Raw genomic sequence first — 22,892 nt, 5'->3', positions numbered from 1 at the left:
TACCACGTGTCGGGCTCGGAGTCGCGCAACACCTTCTTCGTTTCGCGTGACTGCCATCCGCAGACGATCGACGTGGTGCGCACCCGCGCCGCCGCCCGCGGCGTGGACGTGGCTGTCGGCGACGCGGCGGACGCGGACTTCTCCACCGCCTTCGGCATCCTGCTGCAGTACCCGGCCAGCGACGGCGCGCTGGTGGACCACGCGGGGCTCACGGCCCGCGCCCGCCAGGCCGGCGCCATCGTGACCGTGGCGGCCGACCTGCTGTCGCTCACCGTGCTCACGCCTCCGGGCGAGTGGGGCGCCGACATCGTGGTGGGCAACTCGCAGCGCTTCGGCGTGCCGCTGGGCTTCGGCGGGCCGCACGCGGCGTTCTTCGCCTGCCGCGACGAGTACAAGCGCCAGATCCCCGGCCGAATCATCGGCATCTCCACCGACGCGCAGGGGAACCCGGCGCTGCGCATGGCGCTGCAGACGCGCGAGCAGCACATCCGCCGCGAGAAGGCCACCAGCAACATCTGCACGGCGCAGGTGCTGCTGGCGGTGATGGCGTCGATGTACGCGGTGTGGCACGGCCCGCAGGGGCTGCGCGACATCGCCCGGCGCGTGCACCTGTACGCCGAGATGCTGGCCGAGGGCGCGCGGATGCTGGGCTACACCATCGTCCACGACACCTTCTTCGACACGGTGCGGATCGACGTCGGCTCGCGCCTGGTCTCGGTGATGGCGGCGGCACGCGAGCGCGGCTACAACCTGCGCGCGCTGGACGAGCGCTCCGTCTGCGTCGCCTTCGACGAGACGGTGGGGATCGAGGACCTGGACGCCGTCCTCGTCGCCCTGAACCGCGGCTCCGCGCTCCCGTTCCTGGCCACCGAGCTGGCGGACGCGGTCAGCGAGGAGATCGCGCCGGCGTTCGCGCGCACCAGCGAGTACCTGGCGCACCCGGTGTTTCACACGCACCGCAGCGAGACGGGGATGCTGCGGTACATCCGCCGGCTGGAGTCGCGCGACCTGTCGCTGACGCAGAGCATGATCCCGCTGGGGTCGTGCACGATGAAGCTGAACGCGACCAGCGAGATGTTCCCCGTCTCCTGGCCCGAGTTCGGGCGCATCCACCCCTTCGCGCCGCTGGAGCAGACGAAGGGGTACCAGGAGATGTTCCGGCAGCTGGAGCACGACCTGGCCGAGATCACCGGTTTCGCCGCGGTCTCGCTGCAGCCCAACGCCGGCTCGCAGGGCGAGTACGCCGGCCTCCTCTGCATCCACGCCTACCACCAGAGCCGCGGCGAGGGGCACCGCGACGTCTGCCTGATCCCCCAGTCCGCGCACGGGACGAACCCCGCCAGCGCGGTGATGGCGGGGATGAAGGTCGTCGTGGTGGGGACGGATCCGGACGGCAACATCGACCTGGCCGACCTGCGCGCGAAGGCGGCGCAGCACGCGGACAGGCTCTCCTCGCTGATGGTGACCTATCCGTCGACCCACGGCGTGTTCGAGGAGGGGATCCGCGAGGTGTGCGACGTGATCCACGCGCACGGCGGGCAGGTGTACATGGACGGCGCCAACATGAACGCGCAGGTGGGGCTCTGCCGCCCGGGCGACTTCGGCGCCGACGTGTGCCACCTGAACCTGCACAAGACCTTCTGCATCCCGCACGGCGGCGGCGGGCCGGGGATGGGGCCCATCTGCGTGGCCGAGCACCTGCGCCCGTTCCTCCCCGGCCACCCGGTGGTCCCCGTGGGCCAGGGCGACCACGGCGCGGTCTCCGCCGGGCCGTGGGGGAGCCCGAGCATCCTCCCCATCTCGTACGTCTACATCAAGCTGATGGGGGCGGAGGGGCTCACGCTGGCCACGAAGGTGGCGATCCTCAACGCGAACTACATCGCCCGGCGGCTGGAGGAGCACTATCCCGTGCTCTACCGCGGCTCCAACGGCACCGTGGCGCACGAGTGCATCGTGGACCTGCGGCACCTGAAGCAGAGCGCGGGGGTGGAGGTGGAGGACGTGGCCAAGCGCTTGATCGACTACGGCTTCCACGCGCCCACCGTCTCCTTCCCGGTGGCGGGGACGCTGATGATCGAGCCCACGGAAAGCGAGAGCCTGGCCGAGCTGGACCGCTTCTGCGAGGCGATGATCGCCATCCGCGAGGAGATCCGCAAGGTGGAGCTGGGGATCCTGGACCGGCACGACAACCCGCTGAAGAACGCGCCCCACACCGCCGGCGTGGTGACGGCCGACGAGTGGGAGCACGCGTACGGGCGCGAGCGGGCGGCGTATCCCGCGCCGTGGCTGCGCGAGCGCAAGTTCTGGCCGCACGTGGGCCGCGTGAACAACGCCGCCGGCGACCGCAACCTGATCTGCGCCTGCGTCCCCATCGAGGACTACGCGGCGATGTCGGCGTAGCGCCTGGTCATCACGCTGGAGCAGGGTGACTCGAGGGCCCCGTCGTGTCGACGGGGCTCTCGTCGTTCACGGCGGAAGGGAAGTCGTCGGGTCGGAACTGGGCACACGGACATTCGCGAGCCGTTCGGCGAGATCCGTGGGGGCGATGAATACGAATGCCCTTCCCACCTTCTGCTGCATGAGGAGGCCGCGGGAGGCCAGGCTCAGCAGGTCGGCCCGTGCCGTCTGGTACACCACGCCATGGCTACGCTGGTGGGATTGGATGGTGTACGTTTTTCCAGCGTGCTTCAGCGCGTGACCCAGCAACGCCAGCTGTCGATGATTGAAGCTCTGGTCCCCACGCAACAGATGCTGGACCTCGCGAACTTCCTTCACCTTCTTCCGCAGGTGCTCCTGCAGTTCACCGATCGCCCGGCGCATCACTCTCAGCTGGTGCAGCAGGAAATATGTCAGGTCGCTTTCATCGGTCTCCGGATACAGGAATGCGCGTGCGTACTGAGACGGCGCGCGTTTAAGGATGCGGGAAATCGAGACGTATTCGGCAAGCCAATAGCCTCGTGAGAGCATCCCCCAATAGAACAGCGCCCGCGCGGTTCTCCCGTTGCCGTCGACGAACGGGTGATCGTAGCCGATCGTGAAGTGCAGCAGCATCGCCCGGACGACCGGATGTACGAAGGCCCCCTCCGCGGTGTCGTTGGCGAAGGTGCACAACCGTTTCAACCTGTCGGCCAGTTCTGACGCCGACGGAGGCACGTGCAGAACGTTCCCGGTCTCGTCCTGAACGACGATCTCGTCCTGCTCGTCTCGGAACCGCCCTGCCTTCTCGGGCTCGTTGAGCGTGTCGGCCGTGACGATACGGTGGAGCTCGAAGACCATTCCGGGCGAGAGCGTGTTCGCGGCGTGCTCCCTGACGAACTCCATCGCGTGGAAGTTGTTCAGGATCATCTGCTCGCTCCGTGTGGACGGGGCCCTGCCCGAGCGAAGCATCTGGCGAGCTGCCTCTCGCGTCGTCGAGGCGCCCTCCAGTTGACTGGAGGTGATTGCCTCTTCGATCAACGAGCTGATGATGTAACGATCCCGGCTGGCAGGATTGGTTACTTCCTCGGCGATCTGAATCTGCCCTGCCGCGTGCTGATCGATGAAGTGCAGATCCCTGAGCACTTCGTCGGGGAGATTGAAGCTGAAGGGAAACCCCGCTTTATCGAACAGCGAGACCTCGCGTTTGGCGGACCTGCGTGCCAGCTTCAGGGCGAGCCACCATTCGGATGTCGACAGGCCGCCTGGCGGGGTACGGTGCCGTAGCTCATCCCAGTGATGGTACTCGGTCGCAGCGTCGCGAATCGCGCTCATACTCGCGATCAAGCGATTCGCGCGCACCGAGTTGAGCAGGTCTGCGAAACCAGGCGGAGGCATGGGAATCTTCATCAGACTCCTGAAGTACTAGTGAACTACTAACCCGTACCAATTTAGTAGTTGTGAGTAATCTACTAAATTAGGGAGAGTTAGTACAAGATTAGTAGTTACCGCACTGTCAGGGCATATATCCCTACCCTGTCCCCGACCGGAACAGCGTGTAGCGGGGCGAGACACGGGTGCAGGTTTTCCGGAAACATCCAACTGCCACCCACACCGTTCATCATCCCATCCCGCAATGGCTTAGGTGTGAGAAAGCGTGCGTACGAAGATCGGGTACCGGACGTGCTTTGTCTCGTGCACCGAATCCACCCGCGCGTCCGCTTCTTCGCCGCAGCCGCGTGGTGGTGCCCGTGAGACAGATCCCAATTCCCCACGACGAAAGAAGCAGGCGATGAACGGGAAGATCGGATCGATGCTGGCCGCCGGCGTGCTGCTTCTGGCCGCCTTCGCGCCGCGCGGCGAGGTGCGCGCCTCCGCGCCTCCGCCGGTGACGCACGATGTGCGCATGCTGATGGACGGCCCCGTGCCGAAGTTCCAGCCGGCGGTGCTCACCATCCACCCCGGCGACCGGGTGCGCTTCATCAACGTGGCGGGCGGGCCGCACAACGTGTCGTTCGACCCCGCCACGCTGCCGGCGGGGATGGACCACGTGCTCGAGACCAACATGCCCGACCAGATCCAGCGGCTCTGGGGGCCACTCATGTCGGAGCCCAACGCCAGCTACACCATCTCCTTCGAGGGCGCGAAGCCGGGGCGCTATCCCTACTTCTGCGTGCCGCACATGTACGACCGCAACGGCGGGATGGCCAACCCCATGAAGGGGCTGATCGTGGTGCGGTAGGACGGGAATCGCGGCGGGCGGCGGCTGATCGCCTCCTTGTCGCGACCCGTGTGGAAGGGCCGGCAGGACCTGTCGAAGTCTGGTGATCACACCCCCAGGAGCCGAAATCACGTGACGAGCATCCGCTCCGTACGCGCAGCGTGCATGGCGCTCGCCGCGCTGTGCGCAGGCGCCGCAGGCGGCCGCGCGCAGTCGCTGCTGGACCGCCCCCCCAACCTCTCCGGCGGGTGGGTGGGAAGCAGCGGGCAGCTGTACTTCAACTTCCTGCACCGCTTCACCGCCAGCGACGCGCCCGAGCGGAAGGTGAGCAACGTGCCCACCTTCACCCTGGCGGCGGGGCTCCCCTTCCGCACCCTCGTCGGCCTGGAGTACGCCACCAGTTCGAACCTGTCGCCGCGCTACCCCAACGAGTGGGAGATCTTCCTGCGCCACGCGGCGCTGCAGGAGGACCGCGGCGCGCCCTTCGACCTGGCCGGGCAGGTGGCGTACAACCTGGCCGCGAAGGGGGTCGACGGAGAGATCTCCGCGGCGCGGCGGATCGGGCCGCTGCGGCTGATCGCGGCGGGGCGGACGCTCTCCGACACGCCGCTGGACGACGGCGAGCGGAAATGGGCCGTGGCCGGCGGGGGAACGCTGCGCATCTCACGCTACTTCGCGCTGGCGGGGGACGTGGCCACGCTCTTCGACCGCGACACCAGCGAGCACGTGGCGTGGAGCGCGGGGGTGCACCTGGCCATCCCCGGCTCGCCGCACACTCTCTCCATCCACGCCGCCAACACCAACGCGTACACGCTGCAGGGGCTGTCGCGCGGCGAGAGCACGCGGCGCTACGGCTTCGAGTTCACCGTCCCGCTGACGCTGACGCGCTGGTTCGGCAGCGGGGCGCACGGGGCCACGGAGCTGCCGCCCCCCGCGGGGCCGACCGCCGACGTGGACTCGGCGCAGGGGACGGGCAGGATCGTGAAGGCGGGGATGCGCAACCTGGCGTTCGTGCCGGCGCGCATTGAAATCGAGGCGGGGACCACGGTGGAGTGGACCAACAACGACCCGCTGCAGCACTCCGTCACCGCCGACGACGGGTCGTTCCAGTCGGGGCTGATCGGCTCGGGAAACAGCTGGCGGCACACCTTCCTGCGGCCGGGCACCTACGCCTTCCACTGCACTCCGCACCCCTTCATGAAGGGAACGGTGGTGGTCAAATGAACCTGCGAGCGAGCTATTCCTTCGCGTGCGCGGCCTTCGCCGCGCTGGTGACGGTGGCCGGGCTGGGCGGCTGCTTCAGCGAGCACGTGCAGGTCACCGCGCCCACCGGCGAGGAGCTGTGCACCGGCACCCAGCCCGCCAACGTGGTGCGGATCGTGGACTTCGGCTTCTCTCCGTCGAACCTGAACGTGGCGCCGGGCACCACCGTCACCTGGGTGAACTGCAGCGCGGCCAGCACGCAGCACTCCAGCACGTCCAACACGCCCGCGTGGGACTCGGGGCTGCTGGCGCGCTTCGCCACCTTCCAGCACACCTTCGCCGCGGCAGGCACGTCCGGCTATCACTGCACGCCGCACCCCTTCATGCAGGGGACGGTGGTGGTGCAGTAGGGAGATCGGCAGAAAGCAGGCATCCCGCTCCCGCAGGCGGGGGCGGCGCCTGCGGGGGGCGGGATGATGCGGGGCGCTAAGGCGGAAATCCGCCGCGGCGCCCCGTTCTGCGTATGCGTTACGGCGTCGTCAGCGGCGGCGCGGGCGGGATGAACCCCGAGGTGTCGCGCACCGGCGGATCGGCGATGTCCATCGGCGTGGCGCCCGTGGGCGAGCCGCCGCTGCACCCCGCCGCCGCGCCCAGGAATCCCGCGCTCGCCGCCGCCAGAATCAACGTTCGCCTGATGCTCATCTGCGCCTCCTCTTTCTGCCGAGGTTGGCCGTGAGGAGCTTGCATGTTGCGTGCCTGCAATGAGTTAGATAAAACACCTGAAAGAATGAGATCACACGGAGGGAACGGAGGGAACGGAGGAAGAGATGGAATGGCAGTCCTCCGTTCCCTCCGTTCCCTCCGTTTCCTCCGTGTGATCCTCGTCCTTGGGGCTTCCGGACAGCGAGAGAGCCCGCCCTCCGGCTGGAGGACGGGCTCTCGATTATCCGGCGGTCAGGACGTCACGAGCCGTGGTGGGCGTGCTCTCCGTGCTCGCCTTCCGCGGCGCAGCAACCCATCTCCTTGCAGCAGTCGGCGCACTCCTGCGAGGTGCAGGCGCCGTTCGCGGAGCACGAGGGCGCAGCGCCGCCGTGCTGCGCGTGCATCGCGGCCATGTCGTGGTGCGCCGCCGAGTCGTGGTGCATCGCCGCCATGTCGTGGCCGGCCATCGAGCGGTGGTGCGCGGCGTGGATGCCGTCCAGCTTCGCGCGTTGATCGGCGGTCAGGATCGCCTCCGCCTGCCGCCGCGACGAGCCGTGCATCGTCGTCATCTGCTCGTGCATGGTGGCGTGCGTCTGCGCGTTGTGGCCGCCAGCCGCGCGGACCTGCGCGCAGTGCTCGCGCATCGCCCGCACGAACTCCGCATCCGCCGCCGTCAGCCGCGCCACCTGGTCGGCGGACAGGCCCAGCTCCTGGCGGTGCATCAGCGCGGCGTGCGTGCCGGGCTGCACCATCGCCATGTGATCGCCGTGGTCGCCGTGCTGCTGGGCCACGGCAGGCGCGGCCAGGGCCAGCATCAGCGCACAGGCGCCGAGGATGGTTCTCATCTTTCCATCTCCAGGAAAATCAGTTCGACGAAGCCCGCCGGGCGGAGATGCCCGGTCGAGTGATACGAGGCTTCGTCAGGCCTTCGGGGGATGGAAGAGCGAGGCGGCGAGGAGGCGGTCGCGCACGGCAGCCGCGGGCGGGTACCCGTCATCGGCGCCGACGAGGGCGGTCGGCGCGGAGACGATCGACGGAAGGTGCGCCGCGCCGATGCAGCTGCCGCCGGTCATCGCCAGCAGCGGGCACTCGGGTCCATCGTTGCGGGTGGGGCGATTCTCGGGCGCGGGCGGGGCGGAGTGATGCATCGCGCCGTGGCCGCCGTGGTGCATCCCCGCGTGCATCGCGTGCGGCGACGGCGTTTCCGGCGCGCGGGCGCACGCGGCCGCCCATCCCGCCGTGCTCGTGGAGAGCAGGAGGACGAGGGCGAAGATCGCCCGGGCGGCGGCGGAGACGCGCGGCATCATGCGACGAAAGCTACGAGGCACGCGGACTCGTGCAAGCGGGAGATCGCCCCACGCGGCGTCCGGTCACGCCTCCGCATGCCCCATCTCCACGATCTTCGCGGAGACGGAGCGCGGCACCAGGCGCGTTCCCACGGCCAGCAGCTTGTTCAGCGTGCCGGCGACCACCACGCGCTTGCCGCGCATCATCGCGCGGTAGCCGATGCGCGCCACCTCCGGCGCGTCCATCACCAGCGGCGAGTGGAACAGGCGCGTGGCCTCCATGTCGGCGTGCTTCTGGAAGCCGGTGTGCGTGGGGCCGGGGCAGAGGGTGGTGATGGTGACGCCGGTGCCCTTCAGCTCCATCGCCACGGCCTCGGAGAAGGAGAGGACGTAGGCCTTGGTGGCGTAGTAGACGGCCATGAACGGCCCCGGCTGGAACGCCGCCGTCGATGCGACGTTGAGCACGCGTCCCCGCTTTCGCGCCACCATCTCCGGCAGGAAGAGCTTCGTGAGGTGGGTGAGCGCGGCCACGTTCAGCTGGATCATGTCCAGCTCGCGCTCGAGCTCGATCACCCGCTCGCCCTCCACCGGCGCGAAGGCGCCGTGCATCCCGAACCCGGCGTTGTTGACCAGCGCCGCCACCTCCAGCCCCGCCTCGCGCACGGCGGCGAGGACGGCGTCGGGCCCGGCGGGGTCGCTCAGGTCCGCGGGGACGGAGAGGAAGCCGACGCCGTGCCGCGCCTTCATCTCCGCGCCCACGCGGTCCAGCCCCTCGCGGCTGCGCGCGACCAGGACGAGATCGTACCCGTCCGCCGCGAACAGCTTCGCCAGCTCCTCGCCGATGCCGCCGGACGCGCCGGTGACGACCGCCGCTCCGCGCTTCGCATCTCTCGCAGCCATCCCGCCCTCCCGCGTCCGACGGTAAACGATCGTCCTTCGATGCCGGCGGCTGAAGCCGCATCGACAACTACGGAAAGCCTCGCAGATTACGCGAACACGGCTGAACGCAGCAAGATGCACGGAAACGGCGTAATTCCTAGGTGTGCGCGCGCAACCTGCACACGATCCCAAGCCGATCCGAGCATCTTGCGGCTACAACCGACAGCGAAACAGACAGCAGAGCCCGCGTTGGTTTCAGGTCGGATCAGGCGGAAAATTGGAGACGCTGTCTTCGCGCACGGAGCCGTCCGATAGGAGCACGAAGGCTTTGCCTGCGTGCTCCTGCACGTTTCCGGGCCAATTGAACTGCTGCATCAACCTACGTAGCGAGGCGACGAGATCCGTTCCGTATCGGATTGCTTCCTCCGACACCACCACGAAGTGAGCCGACTCGCCGGGCGGGCCGACTCTCCATCTCAATGCTGGCGGAAGAAATGAATCGCTAGCGAAATCACTCACCGGGATGTGGCGTGCACTCAGCACCTTCCGTAGATGGGTGTCAAACAGCGTCAGGTTGTCCATAATACCTTCGCTCTTAGGGGGTCAGGTCCACGGTGCTGTGTGCGTTCGCGTGTAAGCTGGTGCACTGTGATCCGGGTAGCTAGGGAACAATCAAAAAAATCGGAAAGGCGGGCTCGGGGGGGACAAGCCCCCCGCTCGCCCGCCGTAGGGTGTGAACCGCCTTACCAATAACTGCTATAGCGCCACATTCGCGGGCAGACGTTCAGCAGCGGTCCACCCCCGTGCTCGGTGAAAATCTCAGCTTCCGGGTGATAGCCGTGCCACGCCAACGGTTCGGCCGTCCAACCGGCGCACGTCACTACGAACGCGTCGCAGCCATAGAGGGGCCAACGTGCGCGCTCAGCCAACCCGGCGGACACCAAGGCGTGCAGGTCCGACGCGAGTACGATGCGGGAGGTAGGCCGACAATGCCCGTACTTTTCGCCGATCCGGTCACGGACACCCGTGAGCCCCACGGGGCCGGTCCCATCCCGGCAGGTATCCCGCAACACGTCCAGCGCCCACCGCGCGCCCGCCGAGACATACAACCCGCTCGTTCCCTCTGTGGGTGCAGGCTGCGGAACGTCCGGTGCCGCCTCGCCCAGCGTACGAGCTACTTCCCGCATCCCGGCCGGTGAAATCCGGTATAGCTGCGTGGTCTGGTCCACCCCCGGCCCGCGTGCCGCCGCAGCATCGGCCGCGCCCGCGTGCGCCAGTTCACCCAGCAGGCCGGGCCAGTCGTACGGGCCCGCCAGAAGGCTGAAGTCGTCCGGGTGCGCCCAGCCGCACACCCCGTGTGCGCGGTATCCGGCGTTCAACACCGCGAGCTGCGCCAGAAAGGTCAGCGCGCGTTCGCGCCGTTCGCCGGGATCGCGCCCGGCGCGCCTCACGCGCTGAGGCTCCCGAGGACGAGCGCACGCCCGCAACTCGCCAAGGCGCGCAGCAGTTCCTTGCCCGGCGCGGTTTCGTCACATTCCGGCCCCGACCATTCCAAGAGGGGCGCCGCTCGGCCAAACTCCGTCGCCCGGTAGACCACCAGCGGCCTTTCGCGGCCCCAATCAACTCGTACGTGTTGCCGCTCGACCAGACCGGCGTTCACCATCGCGGCTATCGTGGCATCATCGAAGGTGCGGAACCGTCCCGGCCTGCCGTATCGCTCGTTCCACGTGTCCAGCGGCTTGCGGATTTCAACCGCTGTTAGCCAACCGCATTCGTTCGGAATCCGACCCCGCCCGGCACCCGTCGTGACCGCATCCCGTAACGAGTCGAGCACCCACCGCGCGCCCGTGGGCGCGTAGATCGGACGCCCCGGGTCCGCTGGCCCGAGGGGCGGAAGCAGCGGCAGCGCCGCACCGGTACTTTCCGCGTGCGCCGCCATGCCTTTCTCCGTGACCCGGTAGACATAGACGGGGACTGCTGCGTGCGGTGGGGAGCTGGCGAGTTCCCGCACCAGCATCCGCCGTCCTAGCAGCGTGTCGCACACCTCCGAGCAACGGTAAACGCGGGTGCCGAGCTGCACGTCCTCATGGTGCGCCCACCCCCGCTGGCCGCGCACCAGGTATCCCGCATCGTGCCTCACCAGCCCCACGAAGAAAGCGAGCGCGGCAGCCTGCCGCTCCTCGCTCACTACGCGCTGTGCTCCCACGTAGATACCCCCCGCCAATCGTTCCCAATGAAAGGGGGGAGCTGCCACCCGAGGTGAACGCCTGTCGAGGCTCGGACATACCCCGCAGACGATTTCGGATCGGTTATCACCTCACCGCGTTTCGGCGTACCCGGCGAACCGGGAGAACCGCTCCGGCGACAGCTCCCGCGTTGTGGGAGGGAACGATAGAGCGGGCCAAGCCGCTCCTCTGAACAGCACGCTTGACGGACTGGGGAGGGACGGGAGCGTGGCGGGTCGGGGGAGGTCACCCAGCAGTGCCAACGGTTATCCGGGTGAGTGCGGAGAGAAGGGTGCACACTTCGGCGCCCCAATCGACAAGAGCGTCGGCGACGGCTGTTACAGCGGTTCGGAAAGACGGACTCAAGTCGCTTGCCTGCGCGGCAAGAGCCGCAACGGCAAGCCCCCGGTCAAACCGCGCTGCCAGTCCACAGGCGGACGAATCATCGCCCTCGCCTGATAGCTCCGCCGGTCGGAGGCACCCGGTCACAGCCTCCGTGCACGCCACGAAAGCCGTGACTACATCGCTCTCCAGGTACGCGAGAAAGTGCGATAGGCGGTCACCTTCCGAGACGGCGTGTCCGCGTTGCCGCTCGCACGCGAGCTGTAATTCGCTGATGGCCCCCCACCCCGTTTCCACGTGGTGAATCAGCCGCCCGGCGGTCTTCGCAGCCTCGCCGGAACCCAGCTCCGCGCACCGATCCTTGAAGACGTTCCACCAGACCGGCCACAACTCGCCCCCACGGAACCCTTCAAGGTCCGCCGCGTCAGGCAGTGACGCTAACGGCCGCTGTGGTGCGTCGTGATTGCTGCCGAGAGTCTGGCGGCCACTTGTCGGCCGGGAGGCGGATTCCGGTGACGGCGAAGGAAGGGCGAGCGAGCGCATGCGCGGAGTGTACACGCCTCTTGTAGCTGAGCGCCGCCCGTAGCCGTGGCGGGAAAAAGCAGTCCGCGTTCGTGGCGTTATACGTGTGCCATTTCTAGATTGGGTTCGCTCCTTCCGTCTTTTTCCACCACATTTCCGGGATGGCGAACCATGCTCAAACTCCGCTCCCTACTGCTTTCTGCTGCGTTTGCGGCAGGCCTCGCCGGATGCTCGTCCTCACCCGTTGCGGTTGACGCATCACACGCGACCGCGCCCCGGTTCGACACCGGTCAGACGCTCGGCTCCGGTCACCGGGACGGCGGCGGAAGCACGATGGCCACCGCCTCTAGTTCGACGGTGGCCGCTGATTCAGGATCAACATCGGCGTTCGGAGGGCAGACGCTAGGCTCCGGGCACTGAGCCTATGATCCGCCGCTCTGCGGAGGCTTCCACTTCCCGAAACGCACAATGATGCTGCGCAGGAGCGCCGCGCTCGCCTCTGTCTCGGGAAGCTCGGGCGGGTGCTCCTCGCGCCGCTCGATCGCCGCGCGTAGTGATAACGCAACCTGAGCGAGGCCGGGTTCCTCCCGCGCGACGGCGAGTTCTTGCGCCAGCGCAACAAACGTGGTCGCCTGCACCCAATCCCGCTCCGCACGGCATGCGTCCGCGAGATGGATGTAGACGCCCGGCGCGTAGTCGTCGTGCACCGCTACCAGTTCAAGCGTCTGGCGCTGCGCTTCCTTGCGCCGGGTCGTCCACCCGGCCGCCCCGGCGCCCCACGCCAGGGCGGAGAGCACCAACGCACGCTCTTCCAGCCGCGCGATGATCGGAACGGTTCGATCCAGAATCGTAACCGCAGCCGAGAAGTGCGAGCGGAGGAGCAGGAGAAACGCAACATCATACGCGAGAGCAGGAAAGCGCGGGTGCCGCACGGGATAAACCCACAGTGCCTTGCGCGCATACATCTCCGCGAGCTTTAGCTTTCTCTGCTCCAAAGCCAGCGCGAGCAGATCGTGATAGGCTTCCGCCGCCTCTCTCCTGCGGTGCGTGGTCGTGGCCCGCCGCGCTCCGCGCTCGAATGCCTTACGGGCCTCCTCGTAGTTGCCTGCATCCTTCATCATCGTGCCGTAGCCAAGCAGCGCGTAAATCGCCTCGCGGCGGTTGACGGCGCTTGTCGCGAGCTTGTAGGCCCGCGCGTACCAATCGGTGGCGCGCTGCTTCTCCAATGCGCGGCGGGCGGTGCGTGCAGCGAAGTTCGCACGCGCAGCGTCCGCCGGGTCTGCATAGGCAGCGGCTTCGGCGAAATGCAGCGCGGTCCGCTTGTACCCCTTCGCGTCGGCCCACTCGTACACGACGTGGCACGCTCCGGCCAGCTCTGCCGCGTCGACCGATCCCGGCGCACGAAGCAAGGCCGCGAAGGTAGCCAGCGGTCCGGCCAGTTCCGGCGCTTCCAGCAGAGCGGACGCAAAGCGCTCCTGCACTTCGGCTGTGGGCGGTCGAATCAGCCGTTGGCGCTCGTCCGGCGGCGTGTCGGTGCATTGCTGCACGTCCCTAACGGCCCTAAAGAGCACGGCACCCAGCGGGGTTGGTAGCTCCTGCGGGATCCCGAGGCCTGCCGACGGTCGGGGAGCGGGGGGTGCAATCGGCGGCCTGAATGGACGCGGTTTTTCGGCTGGACTCTGACGCGACATGCTTTCACGATGGGGATAAACTCGCGAAAGATAGACACTTTAGGCGACAGGATAATACGGGCGGGTGTAAAGCGCCACGTTCCACCTACGATCTAATCAAGACGCGAACCTCTAGCCATCGGACTCTTGGAATCGTCCTATGGAATAACAAGTTGAAGGACTGGGGTTGCGGTAAGTCTTCGGTGTGTTCATATTCTCAGTTCCGCACCACCATTCGTCCGCATTTGCTTCCAGCCTGGAGGAGTGATCCATGGGTAAGGGGCGAAAAGACAAAGACCAAGGGCAGCCGAAAACCGTTCAAGTTGATGGGGAGCGGAAATCACGCATCATCTCTGATGGCAGCGGTGATGGAAACGGTGGGAACGGCGGTGGTTCGCCGGACGCTGGGCTCTCCGTCGCATTGGTCCGAATTGATGCCTCCGTCCATGGCCGGTGTTCCGTGGATCAACCTGTCCGCGTGGTCGTCACCAATGCGGGTTTAGAGGTTCACGCAACAGCCGGACGGCTTGGGGACATTCCCCCCGCATATCGGGCGAGGGTTTCAGATCGCGGCTACAACTCAGGTCGCATCACCGCGCTGGATACCAACCCATTGAAAGCGCGTGTCCATCTGAACTAGGCATTCTGTAGTGCACAAGCGGCTTCCGGTGTTCGAGGCGGGATTGAACTTTTCCCTTTGGGAAAGGACTTGTCCTTCCGAATGCCTGCTGTGGGATCAGTGCGGCGGATCTAGCGCGGCTCCGTGCGGGTGTGTATGGAGCGAGCCGGGCAGGCGCCACCAGTGCCACAAATGCCGGGTGATCTGTCGCGAGCGGAAGAATTTGTTTCGTGCGGATGGAGCAGATGATTTTCTCGCTCACATCGAAGCAGGACTTCCGCTTGACTTGCTTGCGATCCCTTCCGTTCCACTTCCGCACCAGCTTCCAATCTTCATTCCCACACGCACTAACGAACTCAGTGTCGGCCATCGCCTGTCCGTAAAATGGGTAGGGGCCGATGCCAAGACCCTATTCACTAGACATGTTAACGGGCCAGTGGATGCCCGCCCTTTTCTCCAATCCCCTGACGTTGTACGGACCGCGTTGCGCATCGCTGATGGAACGAGGATACTAGCTGTTCTTAATGGGCGTGACGGGCTTCTTGAGGGGTTTTGGGGAATGCAGCGAAGAGCTTTTTTCGCGCGCCTGGTATTGGGTGGATTTTCTGCGGTTACAGGGCCGACTTTTTCGATTACCTCGGAGGAGCGGAAACCGGGCTCTCACAACGTCTGCATGCTTCTCCGCCACCATCGGGTGATCGAAGAGATTGCTTCGACCGAACTTGCTGCAATTCCTAATATCTACTGGCGCTCCACCGACGATGCGGGTCGCTGGACTGAATGGCTGGAAGCAAATCCGAACGTGCGGGTGGTTTCCCGGGATTTCTCACGCACGAAGGACAAACGGGCATTCGGCTCTGAGATGGCTGGGCTTCTAGCGATCCTGAATAGCGTCTCCCGTCCTTTTCACGTGGTTCTGGTTGGCGTCGGTCCCCGGAAGGCGCGTGATGCGATGGTTGAAGTGGGCGCGACTGGCCACACGTGTTCCGTTGTCACTGCATATCCAGTGTTGGTCGCAATCAAACAGGGCCGCGAAATTGTCCGTCGCGGCAAAACCGGCTTTGAAGCTGTGTATTCTCCTGAACGATCCCGCTTGGATCTTGCTGTCCGGAATATTCAAACGATGGAGCAGTATTTATGTGAAAACGCTCCCCCAGGTGCGACTGCTGGCGATCTTTCCAGCAACTGGATTGACGAACCCACGCGAGACTAAGCCGCTATATGAAGCGCCTGCATGTACATCTCCTGCCCGATTCACCACCCGAAGCCTCAGACCTGTGCAAGCTGTACTGGGAACATCCCGACCGTCCGAGTAAACGTCGGCCATTCCGCCATCGTACTGAGGATCTGGCCGTAGCAGCAGGGCTCACGCGCGGTGAGTTAACAACCATCGTAGCATCGACCTGTTTTGTCACTCAAGATGACCGGATCTGCCGGATCTGTGGACACCAAACTCCGATGTTCACCCGTGGAGACTTTGATATGCGCATGCATATGAGCTACGATGCACCCTGTCCGGGTTGTTACGGCGAGCGGACGATTTTGGGATAAGCTAGCTTACCGTTCGCGACTCAAGACGCAGCGCGGGATAACAACGGGGCGGCTAGCGCCGAATGGCGCCCAGCCGCCCTCTTTGCGTTCACCGTCTCCAAAGCGGGTGATGTGGGGGAAGCCTGTCGGCTTGGCGAGTTGCCGGGTTCACGCGGGCTATCTGCGGCGGGGCTAGGCTTGTGATGCGACCGGGCCAGCGTCCGATTAGCTCCGGGTTAATCGGATGTTTTTCTGCGATTAGCGTGGAGCATTTTGTCACGCATCATAGAACCCTATCGAACTTGTCCCGGTATGTGGCGATAGACCGAGAGCGAGCAGTGTGCAGAGGGGCCTATTCGCTCGCTGCGCTCGCTGGCCCCTCTGCACGGCTCGCCTTTTCGCTGCGCTCAAAGGAACGGCAGGACCACCCATGCCCCCGCGCCGGACCATCCGCAAGCCGACCCGCTGGACGCCCGACGAGTGGCGCCAGGTCGAGGCCGAGGCGCGGGCGCGCGGCGTTCCGCCGCTGCGCTACGTGCGCGAGGCGGCGCTGGGCCACCCGCCCGCAACGCGCCGTTCGCGCGGGGCGGACGAGCGCGTGCGGCAGCTCGGCCGGGTGTTGAACAATCTGCGGCAGCTCGGCCGCGTGGCCGAGCTGGACGGCGACGAGGCCGCCGCCGGGCTCCTCGCCGACGCGGCCGGTGCGGTGGAGGACGCGATTGCCGCCGCGCCCGCCGTGGCGGGCGCAGGCGCGGCCGAGGGTCTGGCCGCGCTGATCGACGCGGGGGCCGCGCTGAACGCGCTGGCCCACCGCGCCAACGGGGCCGAGGAGCTTCCCCCGGCGGACGAGCTGCTGGAGGTGCTGGCGCAGGTGGACGCCGCCGTGCGCGGGGAGGTGGCCGCGTGATCGGCAACGTCAACAAGCTGGGGACCAGCTTCAAGGGGCTGGCGAGCTACCTGGAAACCGGGAAGGATCGCGCCCACCCGGAGCGGGTGGACTGGATCGAAACCCGGAACCTGCCGACCGAGCGCCCCGACGTGGCCGCGCGGCTGATGGCCGCCACCGCCCGGGAGTCGGTGCAGACGCAAAAGCCCGTCTTTCACCTGTCGATCAGCTTCGACCCCGCCGACGAGGTAGACCGCGCCGCGATGCGCCGCGTGGCCGACGAAGTCCTCCGCGACCTTGGGCTGGCGGACCGTCAGGCGCTCATCGTCGCCCACCGCGACACCGCGCATCCCCACGTCCATCTCGCCGTAAACCGCGTACACCCGGAGACGGGGCGCGCGTGGGCGGACAGCTTCAGCAAGAAGCGCGTTGAGGCGAGCTTGCGCCGCCTTGAAGTGGAGATGGGCTTGCGCGAGGTGCCGGGGAGGCTCGCCCGCGTGCCCGAGATGGGGCAGGAGCGCGCGCCCGCCGCACGGGCGGCGCGTGGGGACGCCGCGTTCGCGGAGCGCGTGCGGGCACAGGCGGGGCCGCACTTGGAGCGCGTGCGGTCGTGGGCGGAAGTTGAGCGCGGCCTTGCGGAGCACGGCCTTGCGCTCCGGATGAAGGGGCGCGGGATGGTGGTGACGGACGGGCGGCAGGAGGTGAAGGCGTCCGACGTCCACCCGCAGGCATCCCGCTACCGGCTGGAGCAGAGGCTAGGACCGTACAGCGATTACCGCGCGCGTCAGGACGCGGCGGCGCGCGTACTGGACGCACGCGCAGCCCGCGCCGAACCCGCCCCGCGCGCGGCCGAGCTGCCGCGCACGCCCACCACGCCGCGAGAGCGTTACCACGCCGCCGCCCGGCAGCTGGACCGCGATCTCCGGGCGATCTACACGCACCCCCACGACGCGCGGCGCGCGTTCCTGCGGGCGGTGGACAGCCGGGGCGCCGCCGAGGCTGCGGCGGCGCTCCGCTGGGGGCCCGCGCGATACGGCGCGCTCCGCACCGCGCCCGCCCCCGAGCAGTCCGCCCGAGCGGCGGGCAACGCCTACGACTACGCCGTCCAGCGCACCGCCCGCAACCGCACCGCAGCCAAGGAGGCGGCCGCGCTGCTGCGCGAGCCCGCCCGCGTCCATGCGCTCGAGGCCAGCGCGAGCCGCGCGGACGAGGCGGCGCGGCGCGCCGTGTCCACCCTCGACGCGCTCCGCGACCGACGCGCCGCCGCCGTGCATGACTTCGCCCGCGTGCGCGAGCTGGCGGGCGACGTGTACGCCGATCCGGGGCGTGCGCTGCGCGAGCTGCACCGCTACGCCGCGTCCCACGGCCACGCCGCCGCCGCCCGCGCGGTCCACGACCAGCCGGAGCGCTTCGGCGAGATGCGCGGCGTGGAGCGGTCGCGCGTGTTCGGGCTGGTGCGCGAGCTGGACCACAGCGCCGCGCAGGCACGCGCGCCCGAGCTGTCCGCAGCGGTGCGCGACCTGGCGCGGCGGGTGGAGGCCCGGCCGCGCGCCGGTCAGGTAGCCGAGGCGGCGGGTGCCGTGCGCCAGACCCGCGCGGCGGCGGACGCCGCGCGGCAGGCGTTCACGCAGGCCGCGCGCACGGTGGACGTTGCCGCCCGCGTGCGGCAGGCCGCCGAGCTGATGGCCGAGGCGGCAGCGCGCCAGTTCGCCGCAGGCGCGGCCAAGGCCGCGCTCATGCTCGTCCAGCAGGTTGCCCCCATGCTTCCCACTTCCGCCGGCGCGCTCGTCAAGAAGGCCGGCGAGCTCGCCCGCGACATGGCGCTGGGCCGCGACCGCGAGCGCGAACGCGGCCACTCCCGCTAGGAATCCACCGATGCAGCAGACCGACACCGGGCCGGGCGCCGCCGCGCCGCCCCAGCCCCGAAAGCCATCCCCGGCCGCGCTGGCGTACGCCGCCGGAGCACGCACCTTCCGCCGCGCACTGGCAGGCGTGTACGCCGATCCCCACGCGGCCCGCCGCGCGCTCCGCGCCGCGGCCGACCGCGACCCGGACGCCACGGTGGGTGCGATCCTCGTCCAGCCGGAACGCTACGGCGCCCCGCGCGAACCGCTCGACCCCGGCCAGCTCCGCGCCGTGGTGGATGCCGTCGCCGTGTTCGGGGCGCTGCGCGCCAGCCGTCCACGGCAGACGCTACGGGAGGCGGTCGCCGCGATCCGCGCGGCACACGCGGCACACGCACACGAAAGCGTCGCGTACGACGCATTTACCGCATTGGCCGATGCCAAGTCCCGCGTGACCTTCGCGCGCGAGGATCGGAAGCACTGGCGCGCGGCAGCGGCGGGCGTCCTGGACAACGCGGCGGACGTGTACCAGCAGCCCCGCGCGGCGGCGCTCGCGATCTGGTGCTACGCGCGCGATTACGGCTTGGAGGAGGCGCAGCGCGTCGTGCGTGAAGTGCCCGAGCACTTCGGCGCGCTCGTGTTCGTGGAGCGCAAGCGCGCGCTCGGCATCATCATCGAGGAGGACACGACCGGCGCGCGAGCGTGCGCCCGAGACTTGGCGCAGGCGGTGGGGACCGCCGCCCGTGCACACGCGCGGCGTTGGACCTGCCGTGAGGCGGAGGCGAGGGTGCGGGAGGCAACCGCGCGACATGCGGCACTGCTCGCGGCGAAGCCGCCGCGCACCGGGGCAGAGGAGGTTGCGGCGGCGGCGCGGATGCTCGCCGGGATGCAGTGGCGCAGCGTCCACAACGAGCGCGAGCGGCGCCGCATCCGTCACGCGCTGCACGCCATGCTCCCGCCCGCGCTCGCCAGCTTGGCCGATACCGCGATCAAGCAGGCGCTACAGGAACAGCCGCGCTCATCCCCGCACGATCCCGAGCACGACGAGGAGCGGCGGCGCAGGCTGCGGGAACTCGCACAAACACATGGCCGCTAACACCGGACCTTGCCGTGGAGCACGGCGTCAGAAACACGCTTCGCGAGGGAGAAGGGTTGACATGTAAACCCGCTGTTCTGTAGGCGCGCACCTACCAAAATCCTTGCCGCGCAAGGGATTTCTCCTCATCGCGGGTTGACAACGCAACCCCTGTCGGGCATCTTGTTAGGTGTAGGAACTGATCCTCAGCTCTCTAAGCCGGGAACGCAGGTAGCAAGTAAGAGTAAGCAGGGGTGCGCCGGTTTCCCGACGCACCCCCTCTGTGGCGGACCGCTACTGTGACCGAATCCACGGCCAGAAGCGGCGGTGCCGCTTGCGGACCTTCGGTCCGCAGCATCCGCCGTCCGTGCGGCGGGTCCCACGGTGTCTCATAAAGACATCCCGTTGACGGGAGCCGACGCCCCTTGCCGGGGGCTTGAAGGCTCAAACGTGCGGTCCGGCTCCGTTGGGCCGCACGCCGACCCCGAGAGGGGGCGGAAGACGAGAGGATCGTGGCCGACCGCTTTCCAGGGCGCTGAGGCTGCGGTCCTCTCGGCGTTTGTTTCGTCGTCTATGCCTTGCCAGCGCGCGATGCTCGTTCCGCGCGTGCTTCTGCCTCCTGCTTGGCGCGCGCTGCCAGTCGCTCAAACAGGGGGCTTAGATCAAACCGGTTTGTCGTCCCCACCCGGACTTGCCTCCGGATATATTCCTTCGCTTCAAGGCCACGGGCGAGTTTGCGCGCGTAGTCCGGCGACACTCCCATCCGTTTGGCGAGTGCCTTGTACCCGGGAAATGGCGCCCGCTCATCCCGCTTGTAACCCATAAGTTCGATGATGAAAATCGCCTCCGTGGGCGTGAGATTCAGAGAACCGAAATATTTCAAAAAGGAGATCGGCACGCCTACCCATCCCTCGGCAAGGATTTCCTCCTTACCACCCCACCGGGCGACCAGCGCGCGGTTAGTCGTCCCTGCCTTGTCCTTCGTCGTCTCAGCCATGCTTCTGACGGGGGTTCCGCGAGATTCCGAAAGTGGTGCGGCGCCGCTGTTTCTGCGGAAAACGATACCCGCCGTGCAACCCTCCGTCAAGGGTTCGGCCCCGGGGCGAGCTGCTATACCTTGAGCGTGAGCGTTATCGCATGGATCACGTATGAGTCTGCCTATGCTTTGGTCTTACTCACGAACCCGGGGGAGGGATCTATGGGGACGGAGGGGGGTGACTATTGTTAGAGAAGTCCGGTACAACTTTCTCCCGCGATTTTGGCGGTCAGCCGCGAAAGGTCTGTTCCCGCCCTGCTCAGCGGTCCGTCTACATGAATTTACACAAGTTCTCGTGTCTGGGGAACGCTCCGTAATGACGACCCGTCACGTTCTTCACCGAGAGTGGTAAGATGAGGCTTAGGGGATGATTTCGAGCTGATTAGCATTCTCCCCAAACGGACTCGACGGCGAACGCACGACCGCGAAGTGACGTAGGATCGGAGTACCCGGCGACGCACGATCCTGCCACGGTACTCCAATGAACGCGGTCACCCAATCTTCCGTAACAGCTACCTTGGGCGTGTCCCCCGCTGCGCGGGGGCCGGGCTTCGCGCGCGGTAGGCAACGAAACAACCGTTGCCGACCGCGCCGGGCCAGCACCGCCACAAACCGCCGTGGCGGCGCCGTCCCGGCCCTCCGGGCGCGAATCCCTCACGCGGTCGATCACCGCCCTCATGCCTTCGGGTCGGTGGGGCGGTCGCCTGCGGCGCCGTTTTTGTGGGGGGCAGCGCCCCCCACACCCCCACGTTTCGTCATCGTGGGGGTGCGGTGGCGGCGACGACCTGCGGTGCGCTACGGCGACGCCCGGCGCGTAGGTCAAGCGGATAGCGGCGGCAGTGGCCGTACGTGGGTGGCTGGACGCGGCGCGGCGAGCGGTTATTACACAACATTGCATCACATTGATACGTTGTTGCACCACAAGCCAATCCCTCAGCACGCAAAAAAACTAGGCTCTTCCTGCAATCAGCTCGTGTTTGTTGCAAAGAAAACCCTTGCGTGTATTGCAATAGTTCACTATATTAAGAATGCGGGTTGCGCGCGCCATCGCTCAATCCGGAGGACGAACGATGGCGCAGACTAAGCAGAAGGCGTGGAGCTACAACGCGGGCAAGAAGGGCAAGAACCGCGTACGCGCCTACGAGGACGGCAAGGGCGGTCCCCTCATGCTTGAATGGCATGAACCGCTGTTTGACAATACGGGTCCGGTGATTGATCCGCGTACGGGGACGCAGGCCAAGAAGCGCCAGCGTATCAGCCTCGCCGCCGCTGGAGTCACCACGCGCGCCGAGGCGATCAAGAAGGCGGAGGAAATTGCGTTGCGGTTTGGCGACATTCGCAATGGCGCCGAGTCGGGGCCGAAGCAGTCGGGGCCGGTCACCCTTGGGTATCTGCTGGATCTGTACTTCAAGGAGGTTGTCCCCAACAAGAAGGCCGACACGCAGAGGCAGAACGACGCGGACCGGCGCATGTTCCTCGCCTACTTCGGACGCGATGCGGTTGTTGAGCGCATCGGGCCGGACGGGCGGCCCAGGACGGAGATGGGACGCGTCCGCTACAACGAGTTTGTGCGGGCGCGGATGGAAGGCACGATTCCCGGTTTTGCCAAGGCCAAGGGGCAGACGGTCAAGAACGACGTTCGGTTCTTGCGGGCCGTGTTCAAGTGGGCCAAGCTGGAGCGCGACGACGGTAACGTGCTCCTGATCCGCAATCCTTGGGAGGGATTCCCCGATCCCCCGAGCGATACGCCGGTGCGGCAGGAGATGACACCGGAGCTGCACAAGCGGCTTGCGGAGAACGCGCGCAACTGGCGCATGGCGGTTGCGATGGAGTTGTGCCGGGAGACGCGCCGCCGCCGCAACAGCGTGCGTCAGCTCGCGCTAGAGGACATCGACCTGTCCGCGCGCGTGGTGCGCTGGCAGGGCGAGTTTGACAAGGTGGGCAAGACGAGGGTAACCCCTCTCACCACGAAGGCCGTAGAAGCGATCCGGCGCGCTCTGGCGCACCGTCGCGAGGACGGGCTAGAGGACTCGCCTTGGCTGCTGCCGGAACCGGGTGACCCGTCAAGGCCCGTTTCCAAGTGCAAACTTGAGCACTACATGCGGGCGACCAAGAAGGCAGAAGGGATCGACATTCCGCGCCTTGGCTACCACGGCGAGAAGCGGGCGGGCATCCGCGACCCGAGGTTCCGGGCGTTGGACCCCGCCGTGCAGGAGGAACTTGCGGGAACCACGTGGGAGACGATGCGGCGGGTGTACGACTTCGTTGACCTTCCCACGCTACACAACGCGGTTGCGCTGCTGGAGAGCGACACCGCCGAGGCGCCCAAGACCCGCTCGACCCGCCGCCGCGACGGCCTGAAAAAGGCGGCCTGAGCGAACCGACAGCTAGAACTGACAGCAGGCACTGGGCAGAACGCTAAGTGCTTGCAAAGCGG

Annotated in this window: 20 protein-coding genes; 10 read left to right on the top strand and 10 right to left on the bottom strand. The window is 67.2% G+C overall.

From position 1 onward, the window contains the following. On the top strand, nt 1–2,400 hold a 2,400-nt coding region (gene gcvP, locus VF092_18490), incomplete at its 5' end, for an aminomethyl-transferring glycine dehydrogenase (GenBank protein ID HEX6749293.1). 66 nt (nt 2,401–2,466) lie between these two features. Here gcvP and VF092_18485 read toward each other — a convergent pair. Continuing rightward, nucleotides 2,467–3,825 carry a Fic family protein gene (locus VF092_18485; GenBank protein ID HEX6749292.1) on the bottom strand — a complete coding sequence of 453 codons (1,359 nt, stop codon included), beginning with the start codon at nt 3,823–3,825 and terminating at the stop codon, nt 2,467–2,469. 382 nt (nt 3,826–4,207) lie between these two features. On the opposite strand from VF092_18485, the gene VF092_18480 reads away from it, so the two are divergent. The 3 genes from VF092_18480 to VF092_18470 all read left to right on the top strand — a co-directional run bounded on the left by VF092_18480 (nt 4,208) and on the right by VF092_18470 (nt 6,249). After that, nucleotides 4,208–4,657: a plastocyanin/azurin family copper-binding protein gene (locus VF092_18480; protein HEX6749291.1), complete on the top strand. Its 450-nt coding sequence runs from the start codon at nt 4,208–4,210 to the stop codon at nt 4,655–4,657. 111 nt (nt 4,658–4,768) lie between these two features. Beyond that, nucleotides 4,769–5,860, top strand: coding sequence for a cupredoxin family copper-binding protein (locus tag VF092_18475; protein HEX6749290.1), 1,092 nt, complete (start codon nt 4,769–4,771; stop codon nt 5,858–5,860). Beyond that, nucleotides 5,857–6,249, top strand: coding sequence for a plastocyanin/azurin family copper-binding protein (locus VF092_18470; protein ID HEX6749289.1), 393 nt, complete (start codon nt 5,857–5,859; stop codon nt 6,247–6,249). The genes VF092_18475 and VF092_18470 overlap by 4 nt, the downstream gene beginning before the upstream one ends. A gap of 118 nt (nt 6,250–6,367) precedes the next feature. Here VF092_18470 and VF092_18465 read toward each other — a convergent pair whose 3' ends face one another. The 8 genes from VF092_18465 to VF092_18430 form a co-directional block, all read right to left on the bottom strand. Further along, entirely contained in the window at nt 6,368–6,541 is a 174-nt protein-coding gene (locus VF092_18465) for a hypothetical protein (GenBank protein ID HEX6749288.1), read from the bottom strand. Between the two features lie 260 nt (nt 6,542–6,801). Beyond that, a complete protein-coding gene (locus VF092_18460; protein HEX6749287.1) occupies nt 6,802–7,386 on the bottom strand; it encodes a hypothetical protein in 585 nt (194 codons plus the stop codon). A 75-nt stretch (nt 7,387–7,461) separates the two neighbouring features. After that, nucleotides 7,462–7,845 (bottom strand): hypothetical protein, encoded by a 384-nt coding sequence (locus VF092_18455; protein ID HEX6749286.1) that lies wholly within the window; start codon nt 7,843–7,845, stop codon nt 7,462–7,464. A 66-nt stretch (nt 7,846–7,911) separates the two neighbouring features. Continuing rightward, nucleotides 7,912–8,727 (bottom strand): SDR family oxidoreductase, encoded by an 816-nt coding sequence (locus VF092_18450; protein HEX6749285.1) that lies wholly within the window; start codon nt 8,725–8,727, stop codon nt 7,912–7,914. 234 nt (nt 8,728–8,961) lie between these two features. Beyond that, nucleotides 8,962–9,288: a hypothetical protein gene (locus VF092_18445; protein ID HEX6749284.1), complete on the bottom strand. Its 327-nt coding sequence runs from the start codon at nt 9,286–9,288 to the stop codon at nt 8,962–8,964. 161 nt (nt 9,289–9,449) lie between these two features. Beyond that, entirely contained in the window at nt 9,450–10,157 is a 708-nt protein-coding gene (locus VF092_18440; GenBank protein HEX6749283.1) for a hypothetical protein, read from the bottom strand. Continuing rightward, entirely contained in the window at nt 10,154–10,894 is a 741-nt protein-coding gene (locus VF092_18435; protein ID HEX6749282.1) for a hypothetical protein, read from the bottom strand. The genes VF092_18440 and VF092_18435 overlap by 4 nt, the downstream gene beginning before the upstream one ends. 1,323 nt (nt 10,895–12,217) lie before the next feature. Continuing rightward, nucleotides 12,218–13,342 carry a hypothetical protein gene (locus tag VF092_18430; GenBank protein ID HEX6749281.1) on the bottom strand — a complete coding sequence of 375 codons (1,125 nt, stop codon included), beginning with the start codon at nt 13,340–13,342 and terminating at the stop codon, nt 12,218–12,220. A 394-nt stretch (nt 13,343–13,736) separates the two neighbouring features. Between VF092_18430 and VF092_18425 the strand changes: the two genes are divergently transcribed. From VF092_18425 to VF092_18405, 5 genes are all read left to right on the top strand, one after another. Then, nucleotides 13,737–14,105, top strand: a complete 369-nt coding sequence (locus VF092_18425; protein ID HEX6749280.1) for a hypothetical protein — start codon at nt 13,737–13,739, stop codon at nt 14,103–14,105. 463 nt (nt 14,106–14,568) lie between these two features. Then, nucleotides 14,569–15,297 carry a hypothetical protein gene (locus VF092_18420; GenBank protein HEX6749279.1) on the top strand — a complete coding sequence of 243 codons (729 nt, stop codon included), beginning with the start codon at nt 14,569–14,571 and terminating at the stop codon, nt 15,295–15,297. Between the two features lie 747 nt (nt 15,298–16,044). Continuing rightward, entirely contained in the window at nt 16,045–16,521 is a 477-nt protein-coding gene (locus VF092_18415; protein HEX6749278.1) for a hypothetical protein, read from the top strand. Next, the gene (locus VF092_18410) at nt 16,518–18,365 is read left to right on the top strand and encodes a relaxase/mobilization nuclease domain-containing protein (protein ID HEX6749277.1); all 1,848 of its coding nucleotides are present in this window, start codon (nt 16,518–16,520) and stop codon (nt 18,363–18,365) included. The genes VF092_18415 and VF092_18410 overlap by 4 nt, the downstream gene beginning before the upstream one ends. A gap of 10 nt (nt 18,366–18,375) precedes the next feature. Further along, on the top strand, nt 18,376–19,440 hold the full coding sequence (locus tag VF092_18405) for a hypothetical protein (GenBank protein ID HEX6749276.1): 1,065 nt from the start codon (nt 18,376–18,378) through the stop codon (nt 19,438–19,440). Nucleotides 19,441–19,990: 550 nt separating this feature from the next. Here the strand turns inward: VF092_18405 and VF092_18400 are convergent. Further along, the gene (locus VF092_18400) at nt 19,991–20,416 is read right to left on the bottom strand and encodes a helix-turn-helix domain-containing protein (protein HEX6749275.1); all 426 of its coding nucleotides are present in this window, start codon (nt 20,414–20,416) and stop codon (nt 19,991–19,993) included. A 1,109-nt stretch (nt 20,417–21,525) separates the two neighbouring features. Between VF092_18400 and VF092_18395 the strand changes: the two genes are divergently transcribed. Further along, entirely contained in the window at nt 21,526–22,830 is a 1,305-nt protein-coding gene (locus tag VF092_18395) for a tyrosine-type recombinase/integrase (protein HEX6749274.1), read from the top strand. Nucleotides 22,831–22,892 lie beyond the last annotated feature (62 nt).

Source organism: Longimicrobium sp. (genome assembly GCA_036377595.1).
Lineage (GTDB): Bacteria > Gemmatimonadota > Gemmatimonadetes > Longimicrobiales > Longimicrobiaceae > Longimicrobium.
Note: the sequence above shows the minus strand (reverse complement) of the source record. Positions and strands in the feature narration are given on the sequence as shown.